The sequence below is a fragment of the Parasutterella excrementihominis YIT 11859 genome, assembly GCF_000205025.1.
GTDB lineage: Bacteria > Pseudomonadota > Gammaproteobacteria > Burkholderiales > Burkholderiaceae_F > Parasutterella > Parasutterella excrementihominis.
In genome coordinates this window covers 1-20,362 of the sequence record NZ_GL883761.1, presented here as the reverse complement: position 1 = coordinate 20,362, position 20,362 = coordinate 1, and the positions used below count along the sequence as shown (strand labels likewise).

The window sequence follows — 20,362 nt, the reverse complement described above, 5'->3', positions numbered from 1 at the left end:
CGGAATAATCCGCGCCGGAAAGCTCCAGCTCGACAATGGTGCTCATTGCTTCGTGGTAAGCCTTTGGCTGTTTAACTTTTCCTTTTACGACCCCAATTGCGTAAGGATTAAAACCGGACTCGGTTTTAACGATGGCTCTCAGCGTATCTTCTGCAACAGACGGGGCGCAGCGTTTGGCTAATTCTCCGAAGTCATCGGCTTGGGATGACAAAGAGAGAGTCGCAAGGATGAGACCGATAATTAACCTTACACGCAGGCAGCATTGATTAAAATTTAGCTCCAAAGAGGATGAATACAGTAAAGGTTTAATATCAAATTTGATATAATCACTTCTGACCAAAACAAGCAGTGAGTCACCATGCCGAGGTATGAAATTTATTTTTTTTCGGAGGATGTTCGTCTGGGAATTGAAGCGATGCCTCTGAAGATAAGAGCTCGATTGAAATACCTCTTGGACAAAATGGAGGTGTTTGGAAGCGATCTTGGAGAACCGCATACGAAGACTCTGACCGGCTACCCGGGCCTCTTTGAGGTTAGAGCTAAAGCCGCAGGTGGTAACGGAAGGGTTTTTTACTGCACAAAAGTCGGAAGAGAAATTTGGCTTTTGCACTCCATTATTAAAAAGACTCAGAAGACTCCAAAGGGGGACTTGGAAATTGCCTATAACCGACTGAAGGAGCTTAAAAGTGGAAACTAGAAGACTTGCAAAGAAAACTTGGAAAGAGACTTCGGCGGATTGGATGAAAGATCCTGAATTCCGCAAAGAATACGAAGAAGTCAGAGCAGAGTTTAAGGATCTTGACAAAGTATTGGAGCTGCGAACACGCGCCGGGATTAGCCAAGCTGAGATTGCGGCAAGAATGGGAACATCCCAGTCCGCAGTGGCCCGGTTGGAAACCAAGTTGGGAAGAGGTGAGCTGCCGGGGATGTCTTCTCTCAAGCGATACGCAGCCGCTCTTGGCAAAACGGTTGAAATTCGCTTTATCTGATTATTTCGGTTCTTGGATTGAGACTTATCGTGGAGTGTCCCTTTGAGAACTTCTTGAGAGTCAGCTTTCACAGCGGACTTTTCGAGAAAATAAAGAGTTCGTCTTATTTTCATTTTTTGCTCCTCTTATTTTTTCTCGCTTGCATGATTAACAGCTTGCGATGCTGTCTTGCCCAATCACGACTGAGCCAAATGCTGGAAAGCCGCAGGACACGGCTGACGGTTCTGTACCCGTAACCACAGCTAAATAGGTTCATGGCAAGCGTGCGGTTAATTAACGTATTTCCTTGGTTTCTGCATTCCCGCTTGGCAATAAACGCGGTTTGCCAATCACGCACCGTGTGAAAATTCACTTTCAAAGACTTTGAGACTTTGTGAGGCCCGAAGCCTTCGGCAAACATCGTCTCTGCCTGTTGTCTTTTTAAGACGGAACTTTTAGTCATCTTTTTCCAGGCCATGGTTATCGCTCCGGTGCTTGCTGCGTTCGATTTGCTTCACGGTCAGAGGCGCTTGACTGCTGCGTCATCCCTCTTTGCTGATCTAATTTCGCTGAAAGCCTCATTGCGCGGATCTGCTCTTTGGCAGCAGCCTTAATCGCCTCAACTTTTTCCGGGCTTGGGTCAGAGAAGGTTTTTCTCATTAAATTCAGTTCTTCGGTTTCCCTTCGTTTGCTCTCAATCGAATAGAACGTTTTCTGCGCATTGCAAAAATCGTTGAAGTGTTCCTGCTTTTTGTAATCCGGCTCGTTTTTTTCCAGCGCTTCAATCGCTTCAAAACTTAAGCCTTCTTTTTTCAAAACTTCCGCGCATTGCGTTTTCAGAGTTTCCGGTCCCCAGGAGCAGACCTCCGGCAGCGTCCGAGGGTCGCTGCAAATGACCAAGCCTTTGTGGTTTAAGTCCCGGAGAACAATATTTCCTCTTCCGTCCAAGTCTCTAGCCGGATTGAGAATCCGGTCGCAGAAAGAAAGTTCTTTTTCGGCTTTAACTCTGCCGAACAGGTCGTCATACTCGGAAGAGTCTTTTTGTGCGTTGAAAAGTTCCCGACATGCTTCTCTGATGGGACTTCTGACGGAGGAACCATAGTTATGATCTTTTTCCATCCAAGTGTCAGCCATATCCGCCGCTTTCCCGACAGCGTCTTTAAGTGTCGCTTTTCTGACGGTATCGGCATCAAAATCAACAACCCAGCAGTGTTTGAGAGAAAAGAAATCTTTGTCGGCTGTTCTTCTCCGATAGGCAATCTCATTCCAGGTTTTATTGGCGGCTGCAACAAAAGCATTTTCATCTTGAGAGAGCTGACGATCACTGATCTTTGTTTCCAGCCAACCCTTTTTGTAGGGGTCAGGAGGAATTGCCGATTCCAAAATCGCTTTTTCTGCTCTTTCTGCCATCATGGCGCTTCTGGATTGAGCAGCCAAAAGTATGTCTGCATCGTAGGGAGATAAGAAATTATCCCTATTTCGATTCTCAACAAACTGAAAACCGCAGTGATTTAATTGGCTGCACAGGTTCTTTTCCGCAACGGGATTCAAAATATTGATGTTGCAGCTGTATGGAGAGAAATAGCCTTGTTTGAAAAGCGAATCCTTTAATTCACGAACTCCGCTGTTGTTTAAGAGCGTCCCTGAGAGGCTGAGCTTGGAAAACTCTTTGGCGAGGTAACTTCTGCATTCTCCGGCTTTCAAAATGAAAGCGTCCTGACGCTCGTAGTCGAACAAAATATAGCTTCTCTCGCTTATTTCCATGATTCGGTCAACCAGGCGTGAAGCATCCGAGGCCGAAGTAAAAAGAGATGCGGGGTGCTTCCGAATAAAATCCGCAAGGTTTTTGTTTTCGGCTTGTTCAAAGTCCTTGTCGAGGATCGGGAATCTGCTTCCCGCATAAGACTGCATGAATGTCCGAGCTAATTTTTCTCGGAGTGCAAGTTCATTGACGTCTTCGGGCTGTTTGGTAAGGTCCTGATGCTTTTGATAATTGACGAAATTCGTCAAGGCCCGGATGCCGTCGAGGGCCGCGTTTAAGCGCTCTTTATCGTAGTTTTTCCCGCTCGGATCATAAACAGAAGAGTCTCCTAAAATCAGTTCTCTTTTTTTGTTGACATAAGCGCTCGGGTTGCCAAACTTCTGCTCGGGTTTGATGCCAAAACCGACGCAGATATCCGACATCAGGTCGCGAGGGTTATGGTTATAGGGAGAAAGAGGCGGCAGCCGAGAGAGGTTTTCACACTGCTCAACGTTGTAGTAGGTTGTCGGGACTTTGGTTTGGGTCAGTTTTCCCGCTGTTGTTTCTGTCCAGACAACGCTCGGTATGCCTCGGGCTCCTTTGGAGATTTTCCCTCCAAGCGCAGCAATCTGAGGCTCGGTGAGCCATCGGTTGTCGGAAAAACCGGCGCTCTTTTCTTTCATCAGCAGCTGCAACGCGGTAATACCGGCCAGCGGTTTTCCGCTTATGGCGTCAACCGGATACTCCGGGATGGAGCCGCCCATTGACCAGGGCGCTTTTCCGGCTTCGATCAAATCGGCAAATTTGGACGATACATCCTCAGCTAATTTCTCAAAAGAAGTCTTTTCCATTTACGTCTCTCCAAGGATCACCCTTCATTGCCTTTTCGATAAAGGCGTTAAATCTCGCATCCTGGAACTGCTGATCCTCCCAGGTGTTTTTGACATAACCCCATTTTTGGGCTTCTTCAGGAGTTGAACCGTAACGGTTTAAAACCATTGCTTTGGAAGTGTCACGGGAAAGAATGTCCGCGCATTTTTTAATATTTGGATTTTGTTGGGCTGTTGTCATATGGAATTTCTCCTAATTCGTCCAGTAAAGGACAACTTTGAAATTTTTTAAAAGGATCTCCTTTCGGTGATAATTAAATTTCCCCAAATAACCTCACTTACAAGGAGATCCTTATGAAAACGTTTGTTTTGAACAAAGAAGAACGGGAGGAGGGCAAGGAACACGATTTGAAAGAACTGAAGGAGCTCACGAACCAGAAGCCTCCAAACTTCTTGAAGTACGAAAACGAAAAGGGCAGAGTGTTCTACAAAGCATTTGCTTATTGCCCGGGATGCTTGAATATTGTCCAAGCGAAAAATGTCACTCTTCATGAAGACAATCGAAGCGACGGCCCATTTGCACTTCATTTTCTGAGCGATATTTTGCAAGAACCTTCTGTCACCCCTGCAAAACATCGTCTCAAACAGTATTTGAAATCTCCAGCCGAAAGAAGAGAGGCTTACGAGCATTGCGATTATGCAGATTCGGAGCGAAAGCCATACCTTCCGAGTGAAAGAAGAAAAGCGACGGTTACAAAAGCTGAAATCAATGTAATCAGGGCCCTGCACAATAATTTCTTTGAAATCATTGAACTGATCAATAGCCAGCTGAGTTTCAAGATTAATAAACAAATAGCCCAGAAAATGCTTGAAAATTTTCTTAGAAGCTATGCTTTCCTTCATCCTGACTGCTGTTTGAGGAACCTGCCAGGAATTTTTCTTTATGCTCAAAATACTGCGTTTGAAACAAATTACATTAGTTTTAAAGAACACGAATCCCTTCAAAAAATCATGAAAAATTTGTCTGATGTGCCTGGCATTTCGGTCCAAAACAATGTTCTTATCTACGACCGGACTTCCGGATTTACCTTGGACATCAATTTTTTCGAAAGGAAAATCACCCGAAAGGAAAAACAACCGGTTGCGCAAACCATTTTGGCGAAGTGGAACGGCTGGTTGGGGCGCACCCATAATAGGAACGTTTTTGTGAGAAATTTGTCCTTGATTTTTCCCTTTGACAAAAACCCTAAATGGAATTTCGCCCCTGTTGCAGTTAAAGAAGGCACGGGGAAAATTTTTAATTACCGCACACGAATTGAAAATGTGGCCCATGATGTGTACTTAAATAGTCAAATAAGAAAACTTCTGCCTGAGGAGGTTTACCTTTAAGGCGGGGAAGAACCTGAAAACCTCTCTCCAATAATTACCTCGGTTTGAAGTATTCACTTTGGGTTCATCAACAATTCCGCAGAGCTGTAGGCAAAAAAGTATCGTAAGCAGCTGGTAAGTCGTGAGATTGATGAGTTCTCCCTGTCGAGTCGCAATCTTGATTTCTTCCGGGGCCTCACAGTTTTCGTGAGAGAGGACCCCAATTTGCGGAATCGAAACACCCTCAGATGTCAATAGCTTCTTCCGTGAAAGTTTGTTCCACCAAGCGTTGGAGATTTCCGGCAAATATGAATAGTTGTTAATTTCGTCGCCTTCTTTTATTGCTTGAAGCAAAGCAACCGCGGCAAAAATTTCAGAAAGTTCAACATCAGCGCTCGTTAACGTCCCTGAACCGACTTTTTTAAGCTTTAAGGGCTTGAGCTTGGAGTTCTCCACACCGATTTTCAGTGAATCATTTACAACGAATTCTCGATAGGTTTTATCTTGTCCTGCGGGTTTGTTCTGTTTTTTGCCAAAAATGAAGATGTCACACAGCCGGTCGGAAAATTTCGGCTCAAAGTAGGAAAAATGCTCCCACAACTCTGATTTATCGTAACCTGCTTGAAAATAGGGATCGGGTATTCGCTTATATAGAGACAGAAAGGTTATGGCTGATACGAGGTCATAAAGGCCTAAATGAAGTGTAGTGTTGGAAATAGAAGTTAGCGCAAATCGGAATGTCTCGGGATAGGAAACATCCGGTTCGTACAGAATCTCGAAATTCGGGTCGGTGATTAAATCTGCCAGTTGGATAGAACCGTTTTGAGACAGTCTCTCCCAATACGCTGTCGCTAGCGGAGAGCACTCAAAGCCTTGGCAGCTCTCAACATTCCTCAATTTTTCCCGCAATAGGAAACAGAGAAGAATTTTGGAAATACTGACCGAACACTCTTCAGAAGTGGCGCTGTTGCTCAAGACTAAGCATTTTTGTCCTTTTTCTTCAGATGTTGCGACGGGTATCCAATATTGCCGTTCCGGTGTTCTTTTAGTGGTTTTCATTTTGGGTCCTTGCGAATCCTTTCTTTGCAGGGCACCCGGGAGCGCCCCGCAAAGAGTTTTCTTTAGAAGCGGTATCTGCCTTCAAGCTTGATACCGGCATCTAATTTCCCGGCTGGACCTTTGGTCAAACCGAACTGAAGACCGGCCGTAGCATTACCGCGTTCAACTTGGAATCCGGCCTGCACCTTCGACGCGAAACGTCCGGCAAATTCATTGGTGATTGAGTCCATTTCACCGATAGAAACACCGGAGACCTGGGTCGTGTTCTTCAGATTCCCAACGTTGTAGGTGAAGGTCAGATCAGCCTGCGGACGGACTGTCCAGCTTCCGAAATAGGCTTCGCCTTGGAGTCCGACACCAACCGGAAGTTGCAGCAAGTTCGTAGAAGTCTGGCCATAACTAAAGGCTTTTTGACCGTTGAGCTTGGTTGTGTGGCCTTGAATATGAGTGCGCAGCCAACGGGCACCGACATGAGGAATCACTTGGAAGTTTTCCGTGACTTGGAAGTTCTTCTCAAGTTTTGTGGCAACATTAGCTACCGTATTCTTGATTCGCGCGTCCGCTTTGCTGAAACCGGACCAAGAAGGCAGCCCTTGCGAAGCTTTGCTGATGTTCTGGCCAACATTGATAGAACTAATCCAGTTCAGATCATTGCCAAAGTCTTTAGCAACATAGCCGTGGAGCATCCACTGACTGAACTTGTTCTTGGTGTCGATGTAATCACCGAGGGAGTCAGCTTTACCTTTTTGGAAGGAAGCTGCAAATCCGGCTCTTACAGACGGCATAGCTTCAAACTGATGATCGGCACCGAGGATCAGCCCTCCGGCGAAGGCCTTGTAGCCTCCGGTCATATTTCCGGCTCCGTCTAAAGACTTCGTCTTCAGATGCGTTCCCAGAATATCAGCCCACAAATGCAGACCTGAGTAATCCTTCAGATAACCGTTTGAGTAGCCGTAATCACGGAAGGAGAGGTGCTTTTCAATCGAATCTGTCGCATTGTCAGCTAAGTCATTCGTGATAGACAAGGCTCCGCTCGCTTGACCGATCATCACGACAGAATTCAACAACTTCGTCTTCAGATCACGCCCGGCTGTCTTATCCTTGAGGATCTGGCAGATCAGCTGTTCATCGGGGCCCCCGTTGCAGGTGCCATCTAGAGCTTTATTGACGATGTTCGGAACAACAATGTCCGGGTACAGCGTTCTGACGTCTGAGAGCTGCGCGTTGACCCAGATATCGGATCGGTTGCTTTGTAATTCAAGAATCCAATTGATTCCTGTACCGTCCTGAGCCAATGCATAAAGATTGTCTCCGTTCCAGCCTCCTTCCCAATCACTTCCGTTTTTGTTGCCTTCAGTGTTGAATCCTTTGACAATGTATAGGATTCCGGGGTTCTCAATATTGCCGAGGATTAGTTCCGCCTCAGGTTCAACAATTACGGAAGAGTTGCCGGACTCGGAAGAAAAAGCCGCATTGCCGTTCTTCAAAGTTGCAGTATCAACTACAGTAGCGGAACCGTTTTTAAAAATCAGATTGCCGCTGACGGCTTTGACGGAGCCTCTTTCACTTGTATGGCTGCCGACGGTTATGCCTCCTTGAGGTCCTACTGTAATGTTCTTTGTTACGATTAACCGTCCGTGCCCCAAAGGAGCCCCGAGAGAAGACGCAAAAGTTAAGGCGTTTGGCCCCAGCCCTAGGTCGCCGTCGCTATGGATTAGCACCACAGAATTTAAAGGCGTTTGCAGATTGAATTCGGCTTTTGCAGGCTTGGTGTTCTCCCCGGATGTCCCGACAGAAACTTCGCCGCCCTCAAGCGCCGACTCTTTGGCTGCAAAAAGTCCTGCGGCAACATCAATTTTTCCGCCTTCAAGTTTCAATTTGTCTATAACTGAAGAACTCTCATTGAAGAACGCATCTTCTTGTTCAGCCAGCTGCGACACCTTCGGCCGGACTGACAAGGATACTGAGGAAGTTTGTTTTGTTTTTGCAAAATTTCTGCTTGGCAAAGACTTTTCCCCGTTGACAAAACGTCCGCCTTCTTCAATCGTCAGGCTGTCGGCAGAAAGAGTCCCGTTGTTGGTGACAAAACCTCCGTCCTTTACCTTCAACTCGGCATTTTCTCCGTGGAACACGGCAACGGCACCGGGAGCGTTGGACAACAGCCCCGAGACTTGCGTTTTCCCGGTTGCATTCAATGCAAAGGTATTGTTAATGTCACCTCTGGTTTCGATTCCTGAATTAAAGAGTTTTATGAGCCCCGTATTTTCCAAAGTTCCGTAAACCGTGGAATTATCGAGTGCTTCCATGTAGCCACGATTTCGAAGTGTGCCGTTAACGTTTACGGTATTGGCAATAAGGTTTGCTCCGTTCTTATTCTCCAATGTCCCGTCGATATTGGCAGTTCCGATTAAGCGTAATTCTTTGTTGTTGTGAAGTCTTCCTCCGAACTGGGTTTCTCCTTCGACAGTCAGACTCTCATTGTTGGTCAGAATAGAACCGGTATGACCGCTAAGATGCTTAATTGTTGCAATGCCGTTATTGGTAAACTCAGAGTTAATTGTGAAAGTAGCCTTATCCGCAGCCAGCACCGCACCTTTGTCCACCGTTGCTTTTCCGCTGACAGAAGAAAAGTTCTCTATTTGATAGTTTCCTGCGGCGACCTTAAACTCTCCCTGATTCGAAACGTTTATCTCTTTAACCGTTCCGGCATAATCTCTGCTTCCCGAGAGCCCCAAGGACCCAAGAATGAGTTTGGAGCCTTCGCCGATCACATTGATGACTTTCTCGGCTATCGCATAAAGCGTACCTTTGCCGTCAATTTTCGCCCCGATGAGGGTAAGTTCTCTCCCTTCTTTAATCGTGGTGCTTTCGGCTTCATTGATGCCCGCAAACCCGCTGTTGTATTTAAGACCGTCTTTGCCAATGACAACGTCCGAATTTTCACCCTCAAGTTTTCGATCCGTGTAAATAACGCCTCTCAGTTCGGAGACATTTTCATAGAGTTCATTGACCTTGGCGGTGTTTAATTTGTCATCATCCGATGCCTTTGAGATATTGCCTTGGAACTCAATGGAACCCTGGGCAAAGTTGGGGTCAGCTCTCAACGCATTTGTCAGGCTGTCCACCTGAGCTTGTGTAAGATTTACGTCAGTGAAAACAATCTTGCCATCGATTCCGTTTAAAAAGTTCAAATCTTTGACTTTACCCGGAGCATATTTTTGAAACAGTTCAGTGCGTGCGGTCTTAGTTTCCTGAGTAGGAGCGCCCCCGAGTGTTATATAGTGCAGATCATCAATTTTGGATCCGCCTAACGAATCAAAAAAATTGAGTAAGTTGGAGGTTCGGAAGATTCCGCGGTTCAGTGCCTCCGATTTTTCTCCCAACTCAAGTTTTCCGTTAATTTCCATGACCCCATGGCTATCGTTAAGAAGAGAACCTCCATCTAAAGTTAAGTCTTTTTCAAAGAAAAGATAGCTTGTACCGTAAGATTTGAACCTGCCGTTGGTTATAAGACCGTGAATCGTTACGTTGTCTTTAAATGTCGTATTGCTCCCGTCATCGTTTTCCAAATCGCGATTTAACGTTACTTGTTTTTCAAAAACGGCTGTTCCTCCATCGTTCTGGAACCAGCTCTTGTTATCGTTGATTTCCGATTTAACTACTAAGGATCCGCCTTTTTTCAGGCAAGTGCCAAAGCTGTTTATTTTGCCGGCAAGCGTGACATCTCCGTCGGTATTCTCAACTAGATATTCTGTTTCTCCCCCTTCTTGAATAAACGAGCCGGAAAAGGTCGAATAGGATTCCGTACTTATAGAAGAGTGGCCGCCCTTTTGGATGATGGTTGCAGTATTAACAAGATTGGGGTTTGTAATTAAATTTTTACCGACAATAATGTCGAACCCATCCGAGTTCTGAACACCTATTCCAACGGTTCCACCGATCGTGCCTCCTCTAAGCGTGTCGTGGACTATAAGTTTTCCTTTTCCGTGATATAGACCGGATAGGGTTAAATTGTTGAATTCCGCCTCACCATAATTACTAAAAAGGCCATTAACTTCTCCTTCTTTGACGATCAAAGAGGAATTTTCATCACGGATATCTATGTAGTCTCCAGTTAATGAATTAAGAGTTAAGCTCGCGTCCTCTAACTCCATGCGGGATGTTTCTATGCTACCTTGGGAGATATTGTGATCACCGTGTAAATAAACGCCACTGGCATTAATACTTCCGGTGCCTGTGAAGCTGTCTCCGGAAGAGCCACGATACGAAAGGGTGCCCCCCTCAACGGTAATAGTGCCGTTGTTTGTGAATTGTTCATGCCCTGCTGTGAAATCCCAGTTGTTGGTGTTTCCGATAGATAAAGACCCCTCTTTTAGGTTGAGTTTTCCTTCTTCTGTGATTGTCAGAGAGACCGGCGAAGACGGATCGGAGGACGCCATTACAACACTTTTTCCGAAGTATTCTCCGCTCATCACCGGAGAGCCTTTTACGACCCAATCCGTTTCATAGTTACCGTAGGTTCCGCTGAAAGGCTCTTCTCCCGAGAGATCCGTTACAGTTGCCTCGGCATTGACCGCACTTATCCCTATGAGCGCGGAAGCCAAAACAACATATGCCTTGCAAGATTTTTTAGTGAGAGCTGTTTTATTCTCAGAAACAGCTACGTAACAGCCTCTTCTTTTACTCCATATGGATTTGAATATTTTGTTCATAACTTTTTTGATCAAAAAATCTGGCAGGACTTTTGTGCAATCTGTTACGAACATTCACTGGAAAGCGAAACTTTCACCGTACTTTCCCTACGGGGCAGGACTTACAATTGGGGTGTCCGGGACGGTTAACGTGTCCTGCCAAGAACATTAACCAACTTCTATTTTAGAAGCAGATTGCAGTCCCGGACATTAAACTTTGCGACTACATATCTATGCAGCCTCTAATTGAGAGAGCAGCCAGTTCTGAAGGAATCCCAAATCTTCAGACTGTTTTTTATACGTCCGACCTTTTTTCTTTATCCGGGCCTCGTAAGTAAAAATTGCTTTGAGTCCTTTGAGTCCTTGGACTTTCCGTTCGGATACCACAGAAATTTCCGCGTTTTTGATTTCTTGATTGTTGATTCTCATAAACTATTATTCCGAATTGCTTAATATTTTGTTTCTGGTTTGCAAAGGAAAATGGCCGAAATTCCACTCTTAAGATCGTCTAAATGATTTCCAACTTGTTTGATGTTCTTTTTCCTCTTGGACTGGCTTTTCCTCAGTTTTTTAGCAGAGAGTACGCAAAGAGGATCAGTGATATTTTTGAGCTTTTTGCATCTAATACGTTGATTGATGCAAAGACTTTGCTCAAAGAGGAAAGTGCAATGACGCTGTTGAATTTTCTGAGATCTTATGATCTTATCAACGAACGTCAAAAACCCATACTTGCAGATATTACGGAAATTACCTCGATTAGCGGAGGACGTCCAAAACCGTTTGTTGCTTACGGTAAGCCTCTCGATGAACTTGAGATTGTAAATTATCATGAGCATTTGGCTTGTTACAGAAACTCTCTTTCTGAGGCACAGAAAGAGTGGGACGATCTTTCTAGGAGCATTAAAGCTGATCCGAGAGACCATATGCTCGCTAAATGTCCGGAGTTTTATCACTTTTCCTGGATTCCAGGAAGTTTGCTTTGGCTCAATCCTGACGGCTCTCATAGGACGCTTAAATTGCGTTATCTCAGCAAGATTCTTAAAAGAGATTGGGTTATTCATGGCACAGTCACCTCTCTTTTTATCAACAAGAGTAGAACTTGGGACTTTTTGAAATACGATTGTTTTTTGGTTCCCGGGAATTTTTGGCTGGAAAAAGAAAAACTTCTAGCGTTTATCCAAGAAATAAGCACTGTGCCAATAAATGAAAAAGAAATTTTTCCAAGCCAAGGTTTGCTTCCATGGTGTGAATTGAATACTCGTCTGATGGTTCTTCCCAAGACCTTAAACTTAGGATCTCTAGCAAGGCATTGTGGAGTTTTTTCTTTCAATGATTTCATATGTACTCTCCTTTCATTAGAGAGCAAATGAACTGACTTTGTGACGAGTGTAAACATGAACAGCAATCCTCTTACATAAATCAGGGATAGATAAAACGGAGCAATTGAGTGTTCATATGAGCAACAATGCCTGCCTTGGTGGCCTCCGAATTACTCAAAAATCGTTGGATGCTTTCAGAGCATTCCTGTCCTTGATCATCTTGAGCAATTTTCTCTAACTCGCCACTAAACTTCTCAACGTCTTGAGTCAACTTAACGATGGCGTAAAAATCGCTCCCAAAACTTTTAGTGAAAAGAATAAGAAGAGTCTCAAATAAATCTTTGGCAGAGTCGTTCCAAAAAGCTTCTTCCGAATCATTAGCTGGGAAGATTAAAGAGGAAACATTCTTTGCAAGCGACAGCCTTTTATCGCAGCTTTCGTCGTTTTCTCCGCAGTGAGCAAAGTAGTAAAAAAGCTGACGAAGAGCCGCAAGCTTGTTTTTGCAATCTTCAATGGTTTTTTCTTGCTCCAAAAGCCTCGTCTCTCTGGAGTTATCTGAAATAATTGTATTCACCGCCTGTCGAAAGACAGTGTCAAATTTCCGTTGTGTAAGGAAGTTTGTTACTTCTTCATTAATGTTTTTGCCTTTCGGTATCGGCTCACCTAAAAATGCCTCGCAGGCTTCTGAATACTGCTTGAATGCTTGAACCAGCTTATTAGATGGATGGCATTGCTCCGGATATTCTTTGCGTAAAGGAAGAACACCTGCCCGGTAAGCTCTAACTTCAGCAGACTCATAGATGCAGGAGTCATTAAACAACTCATAGGCGTAAGCCCTATCGGCCTCCTGCATCTTAGCCGTGCTGTTTTTAAGCATGATTTCAGCCTCGATGCTTCGAATCCTATTTAGTTGAACTAATAATTTCGATTCAATTTCAACTGCTTCCCCCATCAGTCTGTCTGCTGCTGCGATGCAGCGGAGACGTTCCTGATTAAGGGAGGCAATTCCTTTAAATTCTTCCGAAGTCAAAACGTCCTTCAGGATTTCAATCGGTTCTTTGGGAAAATCTTCTTTTCTAAGCATTATTATTCCTCCTTTGTCTTGTCCTCATTTTGATGAGATGGGCTGAGTCTTAAAAGGTCAAAATCATCAATGTGTTTAACCCGTCCCGAGCGATAAGCTTCCAGAAGCGGCTTCATTAAAATCGCTTGCGCTTCGGGAGTAAAAACCGGATGCATCGTGTCGCAGATGTAGGAATTAGATTTAAACCGATTAATAAACAAATTCCATTTACCTTTGAACGTACCTCTGATTGCAGACGGGACAGTCGCTCCGTCTAATATCCTGAAAAACCAAGGCTCTCCGTTCTTCGCATACCAAAAATATTTATTTTGTAAGTCCTTAAGGGCATTTTGCATATCCGAATAAGGAACATAACAGTAAGAGAAGCCGGTGAAGTAGCTTTCATTGGAGATACAGCAGTTATTAAAATAATATCCATCATTACCGGAGCTGTTATCAACACAGCAGCGGATAACCGACATGAGGATGCCTTTTTCCGTATCTGTTAAATAAGAACAAAGCTTTGAAGCGTGAGGGCTGCACACAAGATAATTTTGTTCGAATATTTTTGAATCTTCTTGACACCAGTCTTTATTTTCTTTTCTAATTTTCTCTGCGTGAATTTCTTCCTCTTTGCCACGACTGCTGTTAAATCTGAGTCTTAAATCTGCCAGTTTGTCGTTTAATGCTCGGATTGACTTTGTATGGCAAGACTGGGTGAAACTATTCATCAGGATTGCGACTGATAATACGATTATGCAAAAACTGTTTAAAATCATGACTCTCCCTAGCAGCAGTGAGATCCGTAAGGGCAAGCGTGAAAGTGACACCCCATCGCCTTGTGCCACCAATCATCTTCTGAGAGTTCGTCGGAATAAATCTCTGGGAAGGCGGCTTCCGTCGAGCTTGTCAGTTCTCGGACTTGTTTTAAGACATTACAAATATCCATTCGGAAGTAAGTTCCCTTGGTTGTGAGCAGATGCAGCTTTGCAGGGAACCAGTTCTCGTTTTTATTCGGGATTTCGACTCTCTTAACAAATGCCTTGAATTGATCGGTTTCCGGAAGGTTTTCTGAGTAAATCGGAAGTCCGTAGTGGGCTTCTATCGTGTTCCACCAGTCAGCCGAAATTTCCGGTAAAAGCTTTTCCGTTCTTTTGGCAAAAAATGCCAGGCAGAAAAAGATGGTTAGGTCATCGGACTCATAGAGCCTCTTGTCTCTCGAATCATAAAAGCCCAGTCTTATCAGACGCGGTTTCTTCTCTGAAAACCGATACTCAAAGGAGTAACCGTTGAGAATAGGAATGTATTCTTCGTTGTTTGTCATTAGAACGTACTCCTTACTTGTTCGTTTTGCCGGGTTGAGTTTCCAGATATTGCTTAAGGAAACGTTCTGTCAGTTCCAAAGCATTTTCGGCGACGCCTTGTATTCGCTGATTGTTTACGATTGCCGGAAGAACTTTCATAGCAGCTAAAGTTTTCGAACTTGGAATAAAGACCCATGCAGTCATGGAAAAAATACCAAGTAGGAGAGCAAATAAGAAAATTGCTACGGAACTCGAATCGACAGCCATAAAGACCAAAAAGAGAGCAAACAGGAACATTACAATTAAGCCGATCTCTATTTTGTCCATCGCGCCGATCCAAAAAATATCTGAAGCTGTGATTTCAATCATGCTCATTCCTTCTAATCAGGCGCTCTACCAATGCACGCGAGTCCAATTTTTGCCGTTGATGAAAACGTCAATCGCTCGTCTGGACTGGTATTTCTGCCAAACAACTTCCTCGTAAACTTTCACCGGCCGGTAACATGTTGTGCTGTATGAACTGTCTCCGGAACTGTCATAGCAGCTGTAAGCTTCATAGGCCGTGCCTTGGTATCCTCTTACGCACGCCTTAGTCCCACCCCAATGACCGGCTGAGTCTTCGGTGGCCTTGAACCAATGTTCTCCGCCCCAGTTGTAATCAGCATTGTTTTTCCTCAGCAGTTTGTTTTGACGCCGGTCGGTCTTGAACTGATTGCTGTCATTTATGTTGCCTTCGACAATCCATCCTTGAGGAGCATCCTCCATGCCTTGCAATGAGCAAGGATCAAATCCGTCACTAAGCTGCTTCGCATAGTTGCCGTCTCCGGCCATCGGGCAGGACGGAAACTTACACGGATGACGCCAAGAAAGACAATCAAAAAGTTTGTCAATCGGAGGACGGCATTCAGAAACAGCGCGGGGGCCGTTTGGATTAGCCAAACAGAGGAGAACTTCACATCCCCAGCGATCATTGCCGGTCATGATGTCGATTTTGGGCATCCCGGGGATTTTCGAGTAATCCGTGTCTTCTGCTAAGGCATGAAAACCGATTGCAAAAAGGCCGCTGCTGACAATGGCAGCCGTCAAAAGTTTTTTAAGTTTTGGGATTTGATGGATTGTTTTCATTATTGAGCCCTCAAAACATGATAGACAGAGGTCTCCGAAGGGAAGAATAGAATTTAGTTTGCGTAAATAAATATCTAATCAACCCTCGGAGGAAAAAAATGGGTGAACTCTCAACCGTTATTTCTGTCGGTGGTATTGCTGCATTGGTTACACTATTTTTTAATAGTTTTAAAGGCGGATATGAAATTCGCAGAAATATGTTTAGAGTCTCTGCAATGGCTGATAAAAATATCGGAAAATGGCACCGAAAAGTTCTTTTATCCATGTCAGCCAAAGACGAACAGGTCATTGTGCTGTCCATTACAAGTATCTCAGGAAGGTTCCTTTCAAACACCGGTGAAATTGTCAAGCGGATAGAACTGAATAAAACTCTCATAGCTCATTCTCCTGCTTGGCAATTTGTAGTGGATTACCTACCCGATAGGTGGGAAACCCAAAAAGTGGGCCGGATAGATGTTTTTGTTCAAGCTGAAACCAGCATGAACTTTCGCTGTTATTTTTCTTTGCAGGAGTTTCAGTTGTCAGAGGTTCACAAGGTTCTTTCAGAGCTAAAACAACAAGAGCAATAAAGCAGATAAGAGCCCATGCTTTTAAAAATGATTCGATTAGATAGTCTCTTCCTATCGACCATAAGAAGAAAGCTATGGCTAGTGGCGCAAAAGCTCCGAGCAAGTAATAAAGCCAATCCATATCTAGCCTCCTATACCTATCGCAGTAAGGAAGCCGCGAACACAGAAATAGAAAGTGCAGATGAGCCCAGTAACGAACGATATGGAAAAAAAGAATTTGCAGGTTATTACGAAATTATCTAAAAACGAATCGGAAGGATTGACCGAATTAATCACCACCAGTACTAGAAAAAATGATGAAAAGCCGGCACCCATCAAATAGAAGAACGCTAACATTTAGTTCCTCCATTTTCTCCAATCATTTTTGGGTAGTCCGCGGCCCTTAGGAATAAGAAACAGCGCCGCTGGCCGATCCGGCCAGATCGTGTTCTGAACAAATGGGAAGAGAATTTTGCTATGCACAAATACTGAGACCAAGCAATAAACCTCGAAGTAAATGCTTGCAGCAGCATAGTTTTCAGACACCCACGCGGCGCCAAAAGGGCTCTAGCTTTCCCTAAAGCCCCGAGGAAAAGGGGCCTCCGAGGATAAGAATAAAATTTAGTTTGCAAAGATAAATATCTATTCAACCCTCGGAGACAATCTAAATGAAAACAACATTGGTAAAAAGGTTGCTGATAGGCGCAGGTCTTGTCTTCTTTTGTCTGTTTTTCGTCTGGACAGAATTCCCAGCTGCGGTAAATTTTCTCTGTACTGCAATGTCTGCTTTGTGTGCTTTGTTTTCTGCCTTTGTCGTAGCTGAAATGGGAGACGAAAGAAATCAGACGGAGCAAAACAGATTTAATCCTGAGTCGAAAACCTTTAAAAGTAGGGAAAGAAGAATAAAAGTCAGGGTCATCAGGACAAAAAAGAGATTCCATCTTCTTGAAGACCAGTCCCGCGCAAGACTGAGATCGAGACAAAAGTAAATACTTGCCAAAGAGATGCTTCCGTAGAGAAAAATAATGAACTCGGCAGCGTAGTGAGCTTTCAGTGTTTCGTAAAACCCGCAGGGGATCGCCCCTTCCAGCAAGGAAAGAAGTCGGTCTTGATTTTTCAACATCAAACAAAATGAGGCTGACGGGAAGAGAAAGATTCCCAATAAGGTTTTCCTTATGGACGATTTTTCTGTTCCGGAAGAGGTGAATAAAACAAACAGAGAGCATCCTATAGTCGATAGCAGAAGCCAGTTCATTTCTCATTTTTCCTTCAATGCTTTCAAAGAAGGTTCTCATAGCGATACTCCCTTCAGCCCTGCCAGTCCGATAATTAGTATCGAGAGCCCGAGCAATAACAAGAGAGGAGCTGCGCAAAAAACAGACTCATGCTTTTGGAACAAAAACAGAGGAGCAGCGGCTATACAGGCTAAGCCGAGCATCGTTAAATAGAATGCGCTGGTGACGTGCTCCATGGTTCTCTCTTGGGTTTTTAGTTAGTTATGCGGGGGAAGATTTTTGAAAAATAATTACACGAGAGTGTTTGTTTTCTTTTTTTCTTCCCAACGCAGCAATTCTTCAAAGTCCAGCACTGTTGTTCCGGCAGAGAGTTTGATCGGCTGCGGAAAACCTTCTGCTTTCTTTTGATTTGTCCATCGCCAAATGGTTCGGATGGATTTGTTCAATCTCTTAGCCGTGGTTGCAATGGAAATATAAGAAGGATTAGGCGACACAATTTCCTCCTTCCGGATGTGTTTCTTTGGTCTTAGGCAAATTTCTAAAAATGGACCAATCGATACCCGGCAATAAGTCTTCGCACTTAACCTGACCTTTGGTCTCCAGCTCAATAACAGGACACCAAGATTTGGGGACGGGCATACGACCACAGACTGCGCAACTTATAGCGGCCCGGGAAACACCTAGAAGCTTTGCTAGCTTAGCTCCTGAACCAATTATTCCAATAGCAACTAAAAGACTCTGGTTCCTGTTCATAAGTTATTCTTCACTTAAAAATAAAGAAATTCTTTACATAATTATACCTAAACTCATCAAATATGAAAGATAGTGAACGGTTGAAATTATTGTGGAATGAGAGGCACAAGCTCTCCCAAAGGGAGTTTGGCAAGCGTTATGGGATCGGCTCTGGAGCCATGGTCTCGCAGTACCTGCTTGGGAAAGCTCCTTTGAATTTGGCTGTTGTCGTTAAATTCGCAAAAGGTTTAGGTTGCAAGTTGGAAGAAATATCTCCCTCCTTAGCCTTGTTAGCCCAATCTGCAAATGCACTTAGTAGCAAAGTTAGTGAAACAGAAGGAGGCGGATCTCAGACAAAACTTCCAATCCTTTCTGATGATTATTTACTTAGCCATACGACTATTCCTGAGAATCAGCGTTCCGAGAAAAACTCTATTACTTCTTCACTTGTTTTAACTGAGGGCGCGTTTGCTTGGGCTTTGCTAGATCAATCTATGGCGCCAGAGTTTTTTTCTGGAGATTTATTGTTGTTCGAGAGTAAAGAACTCCCTCAACCGGGATGTTTTGTTTTAGCAGAGTATGATGGGAAAATTCTTTTCAGAAAGTATACCGAGCAGGCGATTGACAATAAAATAATTATTAATCTCAAACCGTTGAATCCGGATTACCCAACGATTTCTAATTCAACGAAAGAAATTGAAATACTTGGTGTATTAAAGGAACTTAGAAGGAGTTTCACAATACGAAAAACCCATAGGGGGGGGGTATTTGATAATTAAACTCCTCCTAGCTACTTTATCGCTTTTTATTCTTTGGTTAACTCTTAGAGCTTATTTTTAAATTATTTTTTCTTGCTCTCGTAGTAGTTTTTCCAGAAATTTTCACATCTTAAACGGTAATCCCGTACCTTCTCCGTAATAAGAAGCTGTTCAGGAACAGAGAGTTGATCTTTAAGTTGCAAATCAAATTCCTTCGAAGACAACCTACTTTGTACCCCATGAAGCATATCGCAATTTGTTTGATTGGTTTCGACGTTATCCAGCATGCGAACGTAATCCATGAATTGATCTTTATTAAATTTTTCAATGTCTTCGAGCGTTGTAGCTGAAGCATTTCCCGAAGATAACGACAAAGAAAAAAGCATCAATGTAAAAGCTAAATATTTGCTTATAGAGAAGTTCTTTTTTTGAATTTTATTTTTTCTTGCTCTCATAGTAACTTTTCCAGAAATTTTCACATCTTAAATGGTAATTCCAGACCTTTTCCGTAATAAGAAGCTGTTCAGGAACAGAGAGTTGATCTTTAAGTTGCAAATCAAATTCCTTCGAAGACAGCCTACTTTGTACTCCATGAAGTAGATCGCAATTTGTTTGATTAGTTTCGACATTATCCAGCAAGCGAACGTACTCCATGAATTGATCTTTATTAAATTTTTCAATGTCTTCGAGCGTTGCGGCTGAAGCATTTCCCGAAGATAACGACAAAGAGAAAAGCATTAATGTAAAAGCAAAATGTTTGCACATAGCAAGTCTCGAACCAGCAAAACAATAAGGATACTTCATTCTAATGAGATAGCTTGCAATTCGTCAAGTAATCCTTTACTATTTTGGAAAGAATCACTTATTATCTTTGTTAAGAAAATCTTTCTTTAAAAAGGTATTAACGAATGATTAGACCTTACATAATTGATCCCTTGGAGAGTTCTTCAATTCATCTGGATCTCACGCTGGTTCAAAGCGGAATTCTCTCTCGATTAGTGAATTTGTATTTTCTGTTTGGCGGTCCGTTTTCGTTCGGGCAAGCCTTGTCTCAAATAAGCGTGGACGAAAACTTAAGTACAACAGAAGAACTGGAACGTGTTCTCGGATGGTACTTCAATGAGGATGGGAATGGTTTGTATCAACCTTCCGCCATGTTAAGAAATTGCGCAAAAGAGACTTTTCCCGGAAAGGAGAACCAATAATGTCCGCAGTTAAAAAGAATTCTCTTGAACAGGGAATTAGTCCAATTAGTCAAGAAGAATTCATTAGAGATTTTCTACCTCTTCCGATCCTTCACAGAGGTATTTTGTTTGTTCTGCGCACAGGTTACCTCATCAAACAGTCTCCTCTGGAAGACTTAGATGTTTTGGGTTTGTGTCCTACTCACACAGCTGAAGAAGAAGGCGCTCTTCACGTCGTGTTGAGGAGATTCTTTAACCGAGATGCTAGTTTCTGGAGGAGTGCCGCCTACGATGCGATTATCCAGGAAGAATTGGAAACCAAGGCCCACCACAAACTTTTATCAGAGCAACGGTCGATTAAAAGTAAACGTGCGGCTGAGGCTCGTTGGAAAGAAAATGGTGCTCCAAGCAATGCTCCAAGCATAAATAACGATGCT

At 43.6% G+C, this 20,362-nt stretch carries 25 protein-coding genes; 10 read left to right on the top strand and 15 right to left on the bottom strand.

Annotation, left to right across the window (positions count from 1 at the left end):
- Positions 1-211 (bottom strand): lysozyme family protein (locus HMPREF9439_RS13315; RefSeq protein WP_040603688.1); only part of this gene is annotated, 211 nt, incomplete at its 3' end.
- A 147-nt stretch (positions 212-358) separates the two neighbouring features.
- On the opposite strand from HMPREF9439_RS13315, the gene HMPREF9439_RS12040 reads away from it, so the two are divergent.
- Both HMPREF9439_RS12040 and HMPREF9439_RS12035 read left to right on the top strand, forming a co-directional pair.
- On the top strand, positions 359-697 hold the full coding sequence (locus tag HMPREF9439_RS12040) for a type II toxin-antitoxin system RelE/ParE family toxin (protein ID WP_008865057.1): 339 nt from the start codon (positions 359-361) through the stop codon (positions 695-697).
- Complete coding sequence (locus HMPREF9439_RS12035) at positions 687-989, top strand: helix-turn-helix domain-containing protein (RefSeq protein WP_008865056.1); 303 nt, start codon at positions 687-689, stop codon at positions 987-989. Before HMPREF9439_RS12040 ends, HMPREF9439_RS12035 begins: the two co-directional genes overlap by 11 nt.
- Before the next feature lie 109 nt (positions 990-1,098).
- Here HMPREF9439_RS12035 and HMPREF9439_RS12030 read toward each other — a convergent pair whose 3' ends face one another.
- Genes HMPREF9439_RS12030 through HMPREF9439_RS12020 form a run of 3 tightly spaced genes read right to left on the bottom strand, consistent with a single transcriptional unit; the run spans position 1,099 to position 3,780 of the window.
- A complete protein-coding gene (locus HMPREF9439_RS12030) occupies positions 1,099-1,446 on the bottom strand; it encodes a hypothetical protein (protein WP_008865055.1) in 348 nt (115 codons plus the stop codon).
- Between the two features lie 2 nt (positions 1,447-1,448).
- Complete coding sequence (locus HMPREF9439_RS12025) at positions 1,449-3,560, bottom strand: ArdC-like ssDNA-binding domain-containing protein (RefSeq protein WP_008865054.1); 2,112 nt, start codon at positions 3,558-3,560, stop codon at positions 1,449-1,451.
- Positions 3,541-3,780: a hypothetical protein gene (locus HMPREF9439_RS12020; protein WP_008865053.1), complete on the bottom strand. Its 240-nt coding sequence runs from the start codon at positions 3,778-3,780 to the stop codon at positions 3,541-3,543. The genes HMPREF9439_RS12025 and HMPREF9439_RS12020 overlap by 20 nt, the downstream gene beginning before the upstream one ends.
- Before the next feature lie 239 nt (positions 3,781-4,019).
- Here HMPREF9439_RS12020 and HMPREF9439_RS12015 point away from each other — a divergent pair, with 239 nt between their 5' ends.
- Positions 4,020-4,928: a hypothetical protein gene (locus tag HMPREF9439_RS12015; protein ID WP_157645893.1), complete on the top strand. Its 909-nt coding sequence runs from the start codon at positions 4,020-4,022 to the stop codon at positions 4,926-4,928.
- Here the strand turns inward: HMPREF9439_RS12015 and HMPREF9439_RS12010 are convergent.
- The gene (locus tag HMPREF9439_RS12010; protein WP_008865051.1) at positions 4,881-5,966 is read right to left on the bottom strand and encodes a hypothetical protein; all 1,086 of its coding nucleotides are present in this window, start codon (positions 5,964-5,966) and stop codon (positions 4,881-4,883) included. The two genes, HMPREF9439_RS12015 and HMPREF9439_RS12010, sit on opposite strands and share 48 nt — an antisense overlap.
- Positions 5,967-6,028: 62 nt before the next feature.
- On the bottom strand, positions 6,029-10,678 hold the full coding sequence (locus HMPREF9439_RS12005; RefSeq protein WP_157645892.1) for an autotransporter domain-containing protein: 4,650 nt from the start codon (positions 10,676-10,678) through the stop codon (positions 6,029-6,031).
- Positions 10,679-11,169: 491 nt separating this feature from the next.
- Between HMPREF9439_RS12005 and HMPREF9439_RS11995 the strand changes: the two genes are divergently transcribed.
- Positions 11,170-12,027 (top strand): hypothetical protein, encoded by an 858-nt coding sequence (locus HMPREF9439_RS11995; RefSeq protein ID WP_008865048.1) that lies wholly within the window; start codon positions 11,170-11,172, stop codon positions 12,025-12,027.
- Positions 12,028-12,076: 49 nt separating this feature from the next.
- Here the strand turns inward: HMPREF9439_RS11995 and HMPREF9439_RS11990 are convergent, their stop codons facing one another.
- Genes HMPREF9439_RS11990 through HMPREF9439_RS11970 form a run of 5 tightly spaced genes read right to left on the bottom strand, consistent with a single transcriptional unit; the run spans position 12,077 to position 15,468 of the window.
- Positions 12,077-13,060 carry a hypothetical protein gene (locus HMPREF9439_RS11990; RefSeq protein WP_008865047.1) on the bottom strand — a complete coding sequence of 328 codons (984 nt, stop codon included), beginning with the start codon at positions 13,058-13,060 and terminating at the stop codon, positions 12,077-12,079.
- A gap of 2 nt (positions 13,061-13,062) precedes the next feature.
- Entirely contained in the window at positions 13,063-13,770 is a 708-nt protein-coding gene (locus HMPREF9439_RS11985; protein WP_157645891.1) for a hypothetical protein, read from the bottom strand.
- Positions 13,771-13,826: 56 nt separating this feature from the next.
- Positions 13,827-14,363, bottom strand: coding sequence for a hypothetical protein (locus tag HMPREF9439_RS11980; protein ID WP_008865045.1), 537 nt, complete (start codon positions 14,361-14,363; stop codon positions 13,827-13,829).
- 13 nt (positions 14,364-14,376) lie between these two features.
- Positions 14,377-14,712, bottom strand: coding sequence for a hypothetical protein (locus tag HMPREF9439_RS11975; protein ID WP_040603686.1), 336 nt, complete (start codon positions 14,710-14,712; stop codon positions 14,377-14,379).
- Positions 14,713-14,736: 24 nt separating this feature from the next.
- Positions 14,737-15,468, bottom strand: a complete 732-nt coding sequence (locus HMPREF9439_RS11970) for a hypothetical protein (RefSeq protein WP_008865043.1) — start codon at positions 15,466-15,468, stop codon at positions 14,737-14,739.
- A gap of 98 nt (positions 15,469-15,566) precedes the next feature.
- Here HMPREF9439_RS11970 and HMPREF9439_RS11965 point away from each other — a divergent pair, with 98 nt between their 5' ends.
- The 4 genes from HMPREF9439_RS11965 (at position 15,567) to HMPREF9439_RS13305 (ending at position 17,464) form a co-directional block, all read left to right on the top strand.
- On the top strand, positions 15,567-16,037 hold the full coding sequence (locus tag HMPREF9439_RS11965; RefSeq protein WP_008865042.1) for a hypothetical protein: 471 nt from the start codon (positions 15,567-15,569) through the stop codon (positions 16,035-16,037).
- A gap of 15 nt (positions 16,038-16,052) precedes the next feature.
- Positions 16,053-16,280: a hypothetical protein gene (locus HMPREF9439_RS13310; RefSeq protein ID WP_008865041.1), complete on the top strand. Its 228-nt coding sequence runs from the start codon at positions 16,053-16,055 to the stop codon at positions 16,278-16,280.
- Between the two features lie 404 nt (positions 16,281-16,684).
- Complete coding sequence (locus tag HMPREF9439_RS13235; RefSeq protein WP_157645890.1) at positions 16,685-17,005, top strand: hypothetical protein; 321 nt, start codon at positions 16,685-16,687, stop codon at positions 17,003-17,005.
- Positions 17,006-17,191: 186 nt separating this feature from the next.
- On the top strand, positions 17,192-17,464 hold the full coding sequence (locus HMPREF9439_RS13305; protein WP_008865038.1) for a hypothetical protein: 273 nt from the start codon (positions 17,192-17,194) through the stop codon (positions 17,462-17,464).
- Positions 17,465-17,541: 77 nt separating this feature from the next.
- Here HMPREF9439_RS13305 and HMPREF9439_RS11945 read toward each other — a convergent pair whose 3' ends face one another.
- A complete protein-coding gene (locus HMPREF9439_RS11945) occupies positions 17,542-17,745 on the bottom strand; it encodes a helix-turn-helix transcriptional regulator (RefSeq protein WP_008865037.1) in 204 nt (67 codons plus the stop codon).
- On the bottom strand, positions 17,735-18,004 hold the full coding sequence (locus HMPREF9439_RS11940; protein ID WP_008865036.1) for a transcriptional regulator: 270 nt from the start codon (positions 18,002-18,004) through the stop codon (positions 17,735-17,737). Before HMPREF9439_RS11940 ends, HMPREF9439_RS11945 begins: the two co-directional genes overlap by 11 nt.
- 62 nt (positions 18,005-18,066) lie before the next feature.
- On the opposite strand from HMPREF9439_RS11940, the gene HMPREF9439_RS12970 reads away from it, so the two are divergent.
- Complete coding sequence (locus HMPREF9439_RS12970; RefSeq protein ID WP_008865035.1) at positions 18,067-18,762, top strand: LexA family transcriptional regulator; 696 nt, start codon at positions 18,067-18,069, stop codon at positions 18,760-18,762.
- A gap of 62 nt (positions 18,763-18,824) precedes the next feature.
- On the opposite strand, the gene HMPREF9439_RS11930 is transcribed toward HMPREF9439_RS12970, so the two are convergent.
- Complete coding sequence (locus tag HMPREF9439_RS11930) at positions 18,825-19,196, bottom strand: hypothetical protein (RefSeq protein WP_008865034.1); 372 nt, start codon at positions 19,194-19,196, stop codon at positions 18,825-18,827.
- Positions 19,177-19,506: a hypothetical protein gene (locus HMPREF9439_RS11925; protein ID WP_040603684.1), complete on the bottom strand. Its 330-nt coding sequence runs from the start codon at positions 19,504-19,506 to the stop codon at positions 19,177-19,179. Before HMPREF9439_RS11925 ends, HMPREF9439_RS11930 begins: the two co-directional genes overlap by 20 nt.
- Positions 19,507-19,945: 439 nt before the next feature.
- Between HMPREF9439_RS11925 and HMPREF9439_RS11915 the strand changes: the two genes are divergently transcribed.
- Positions 19,946-20,362: hypothetical protein (locus HMPREF9439_RS11915; protein ID WP_008865031.1), on the top strand; the 417-nt coding region annotated here is incomplete at its 3' end.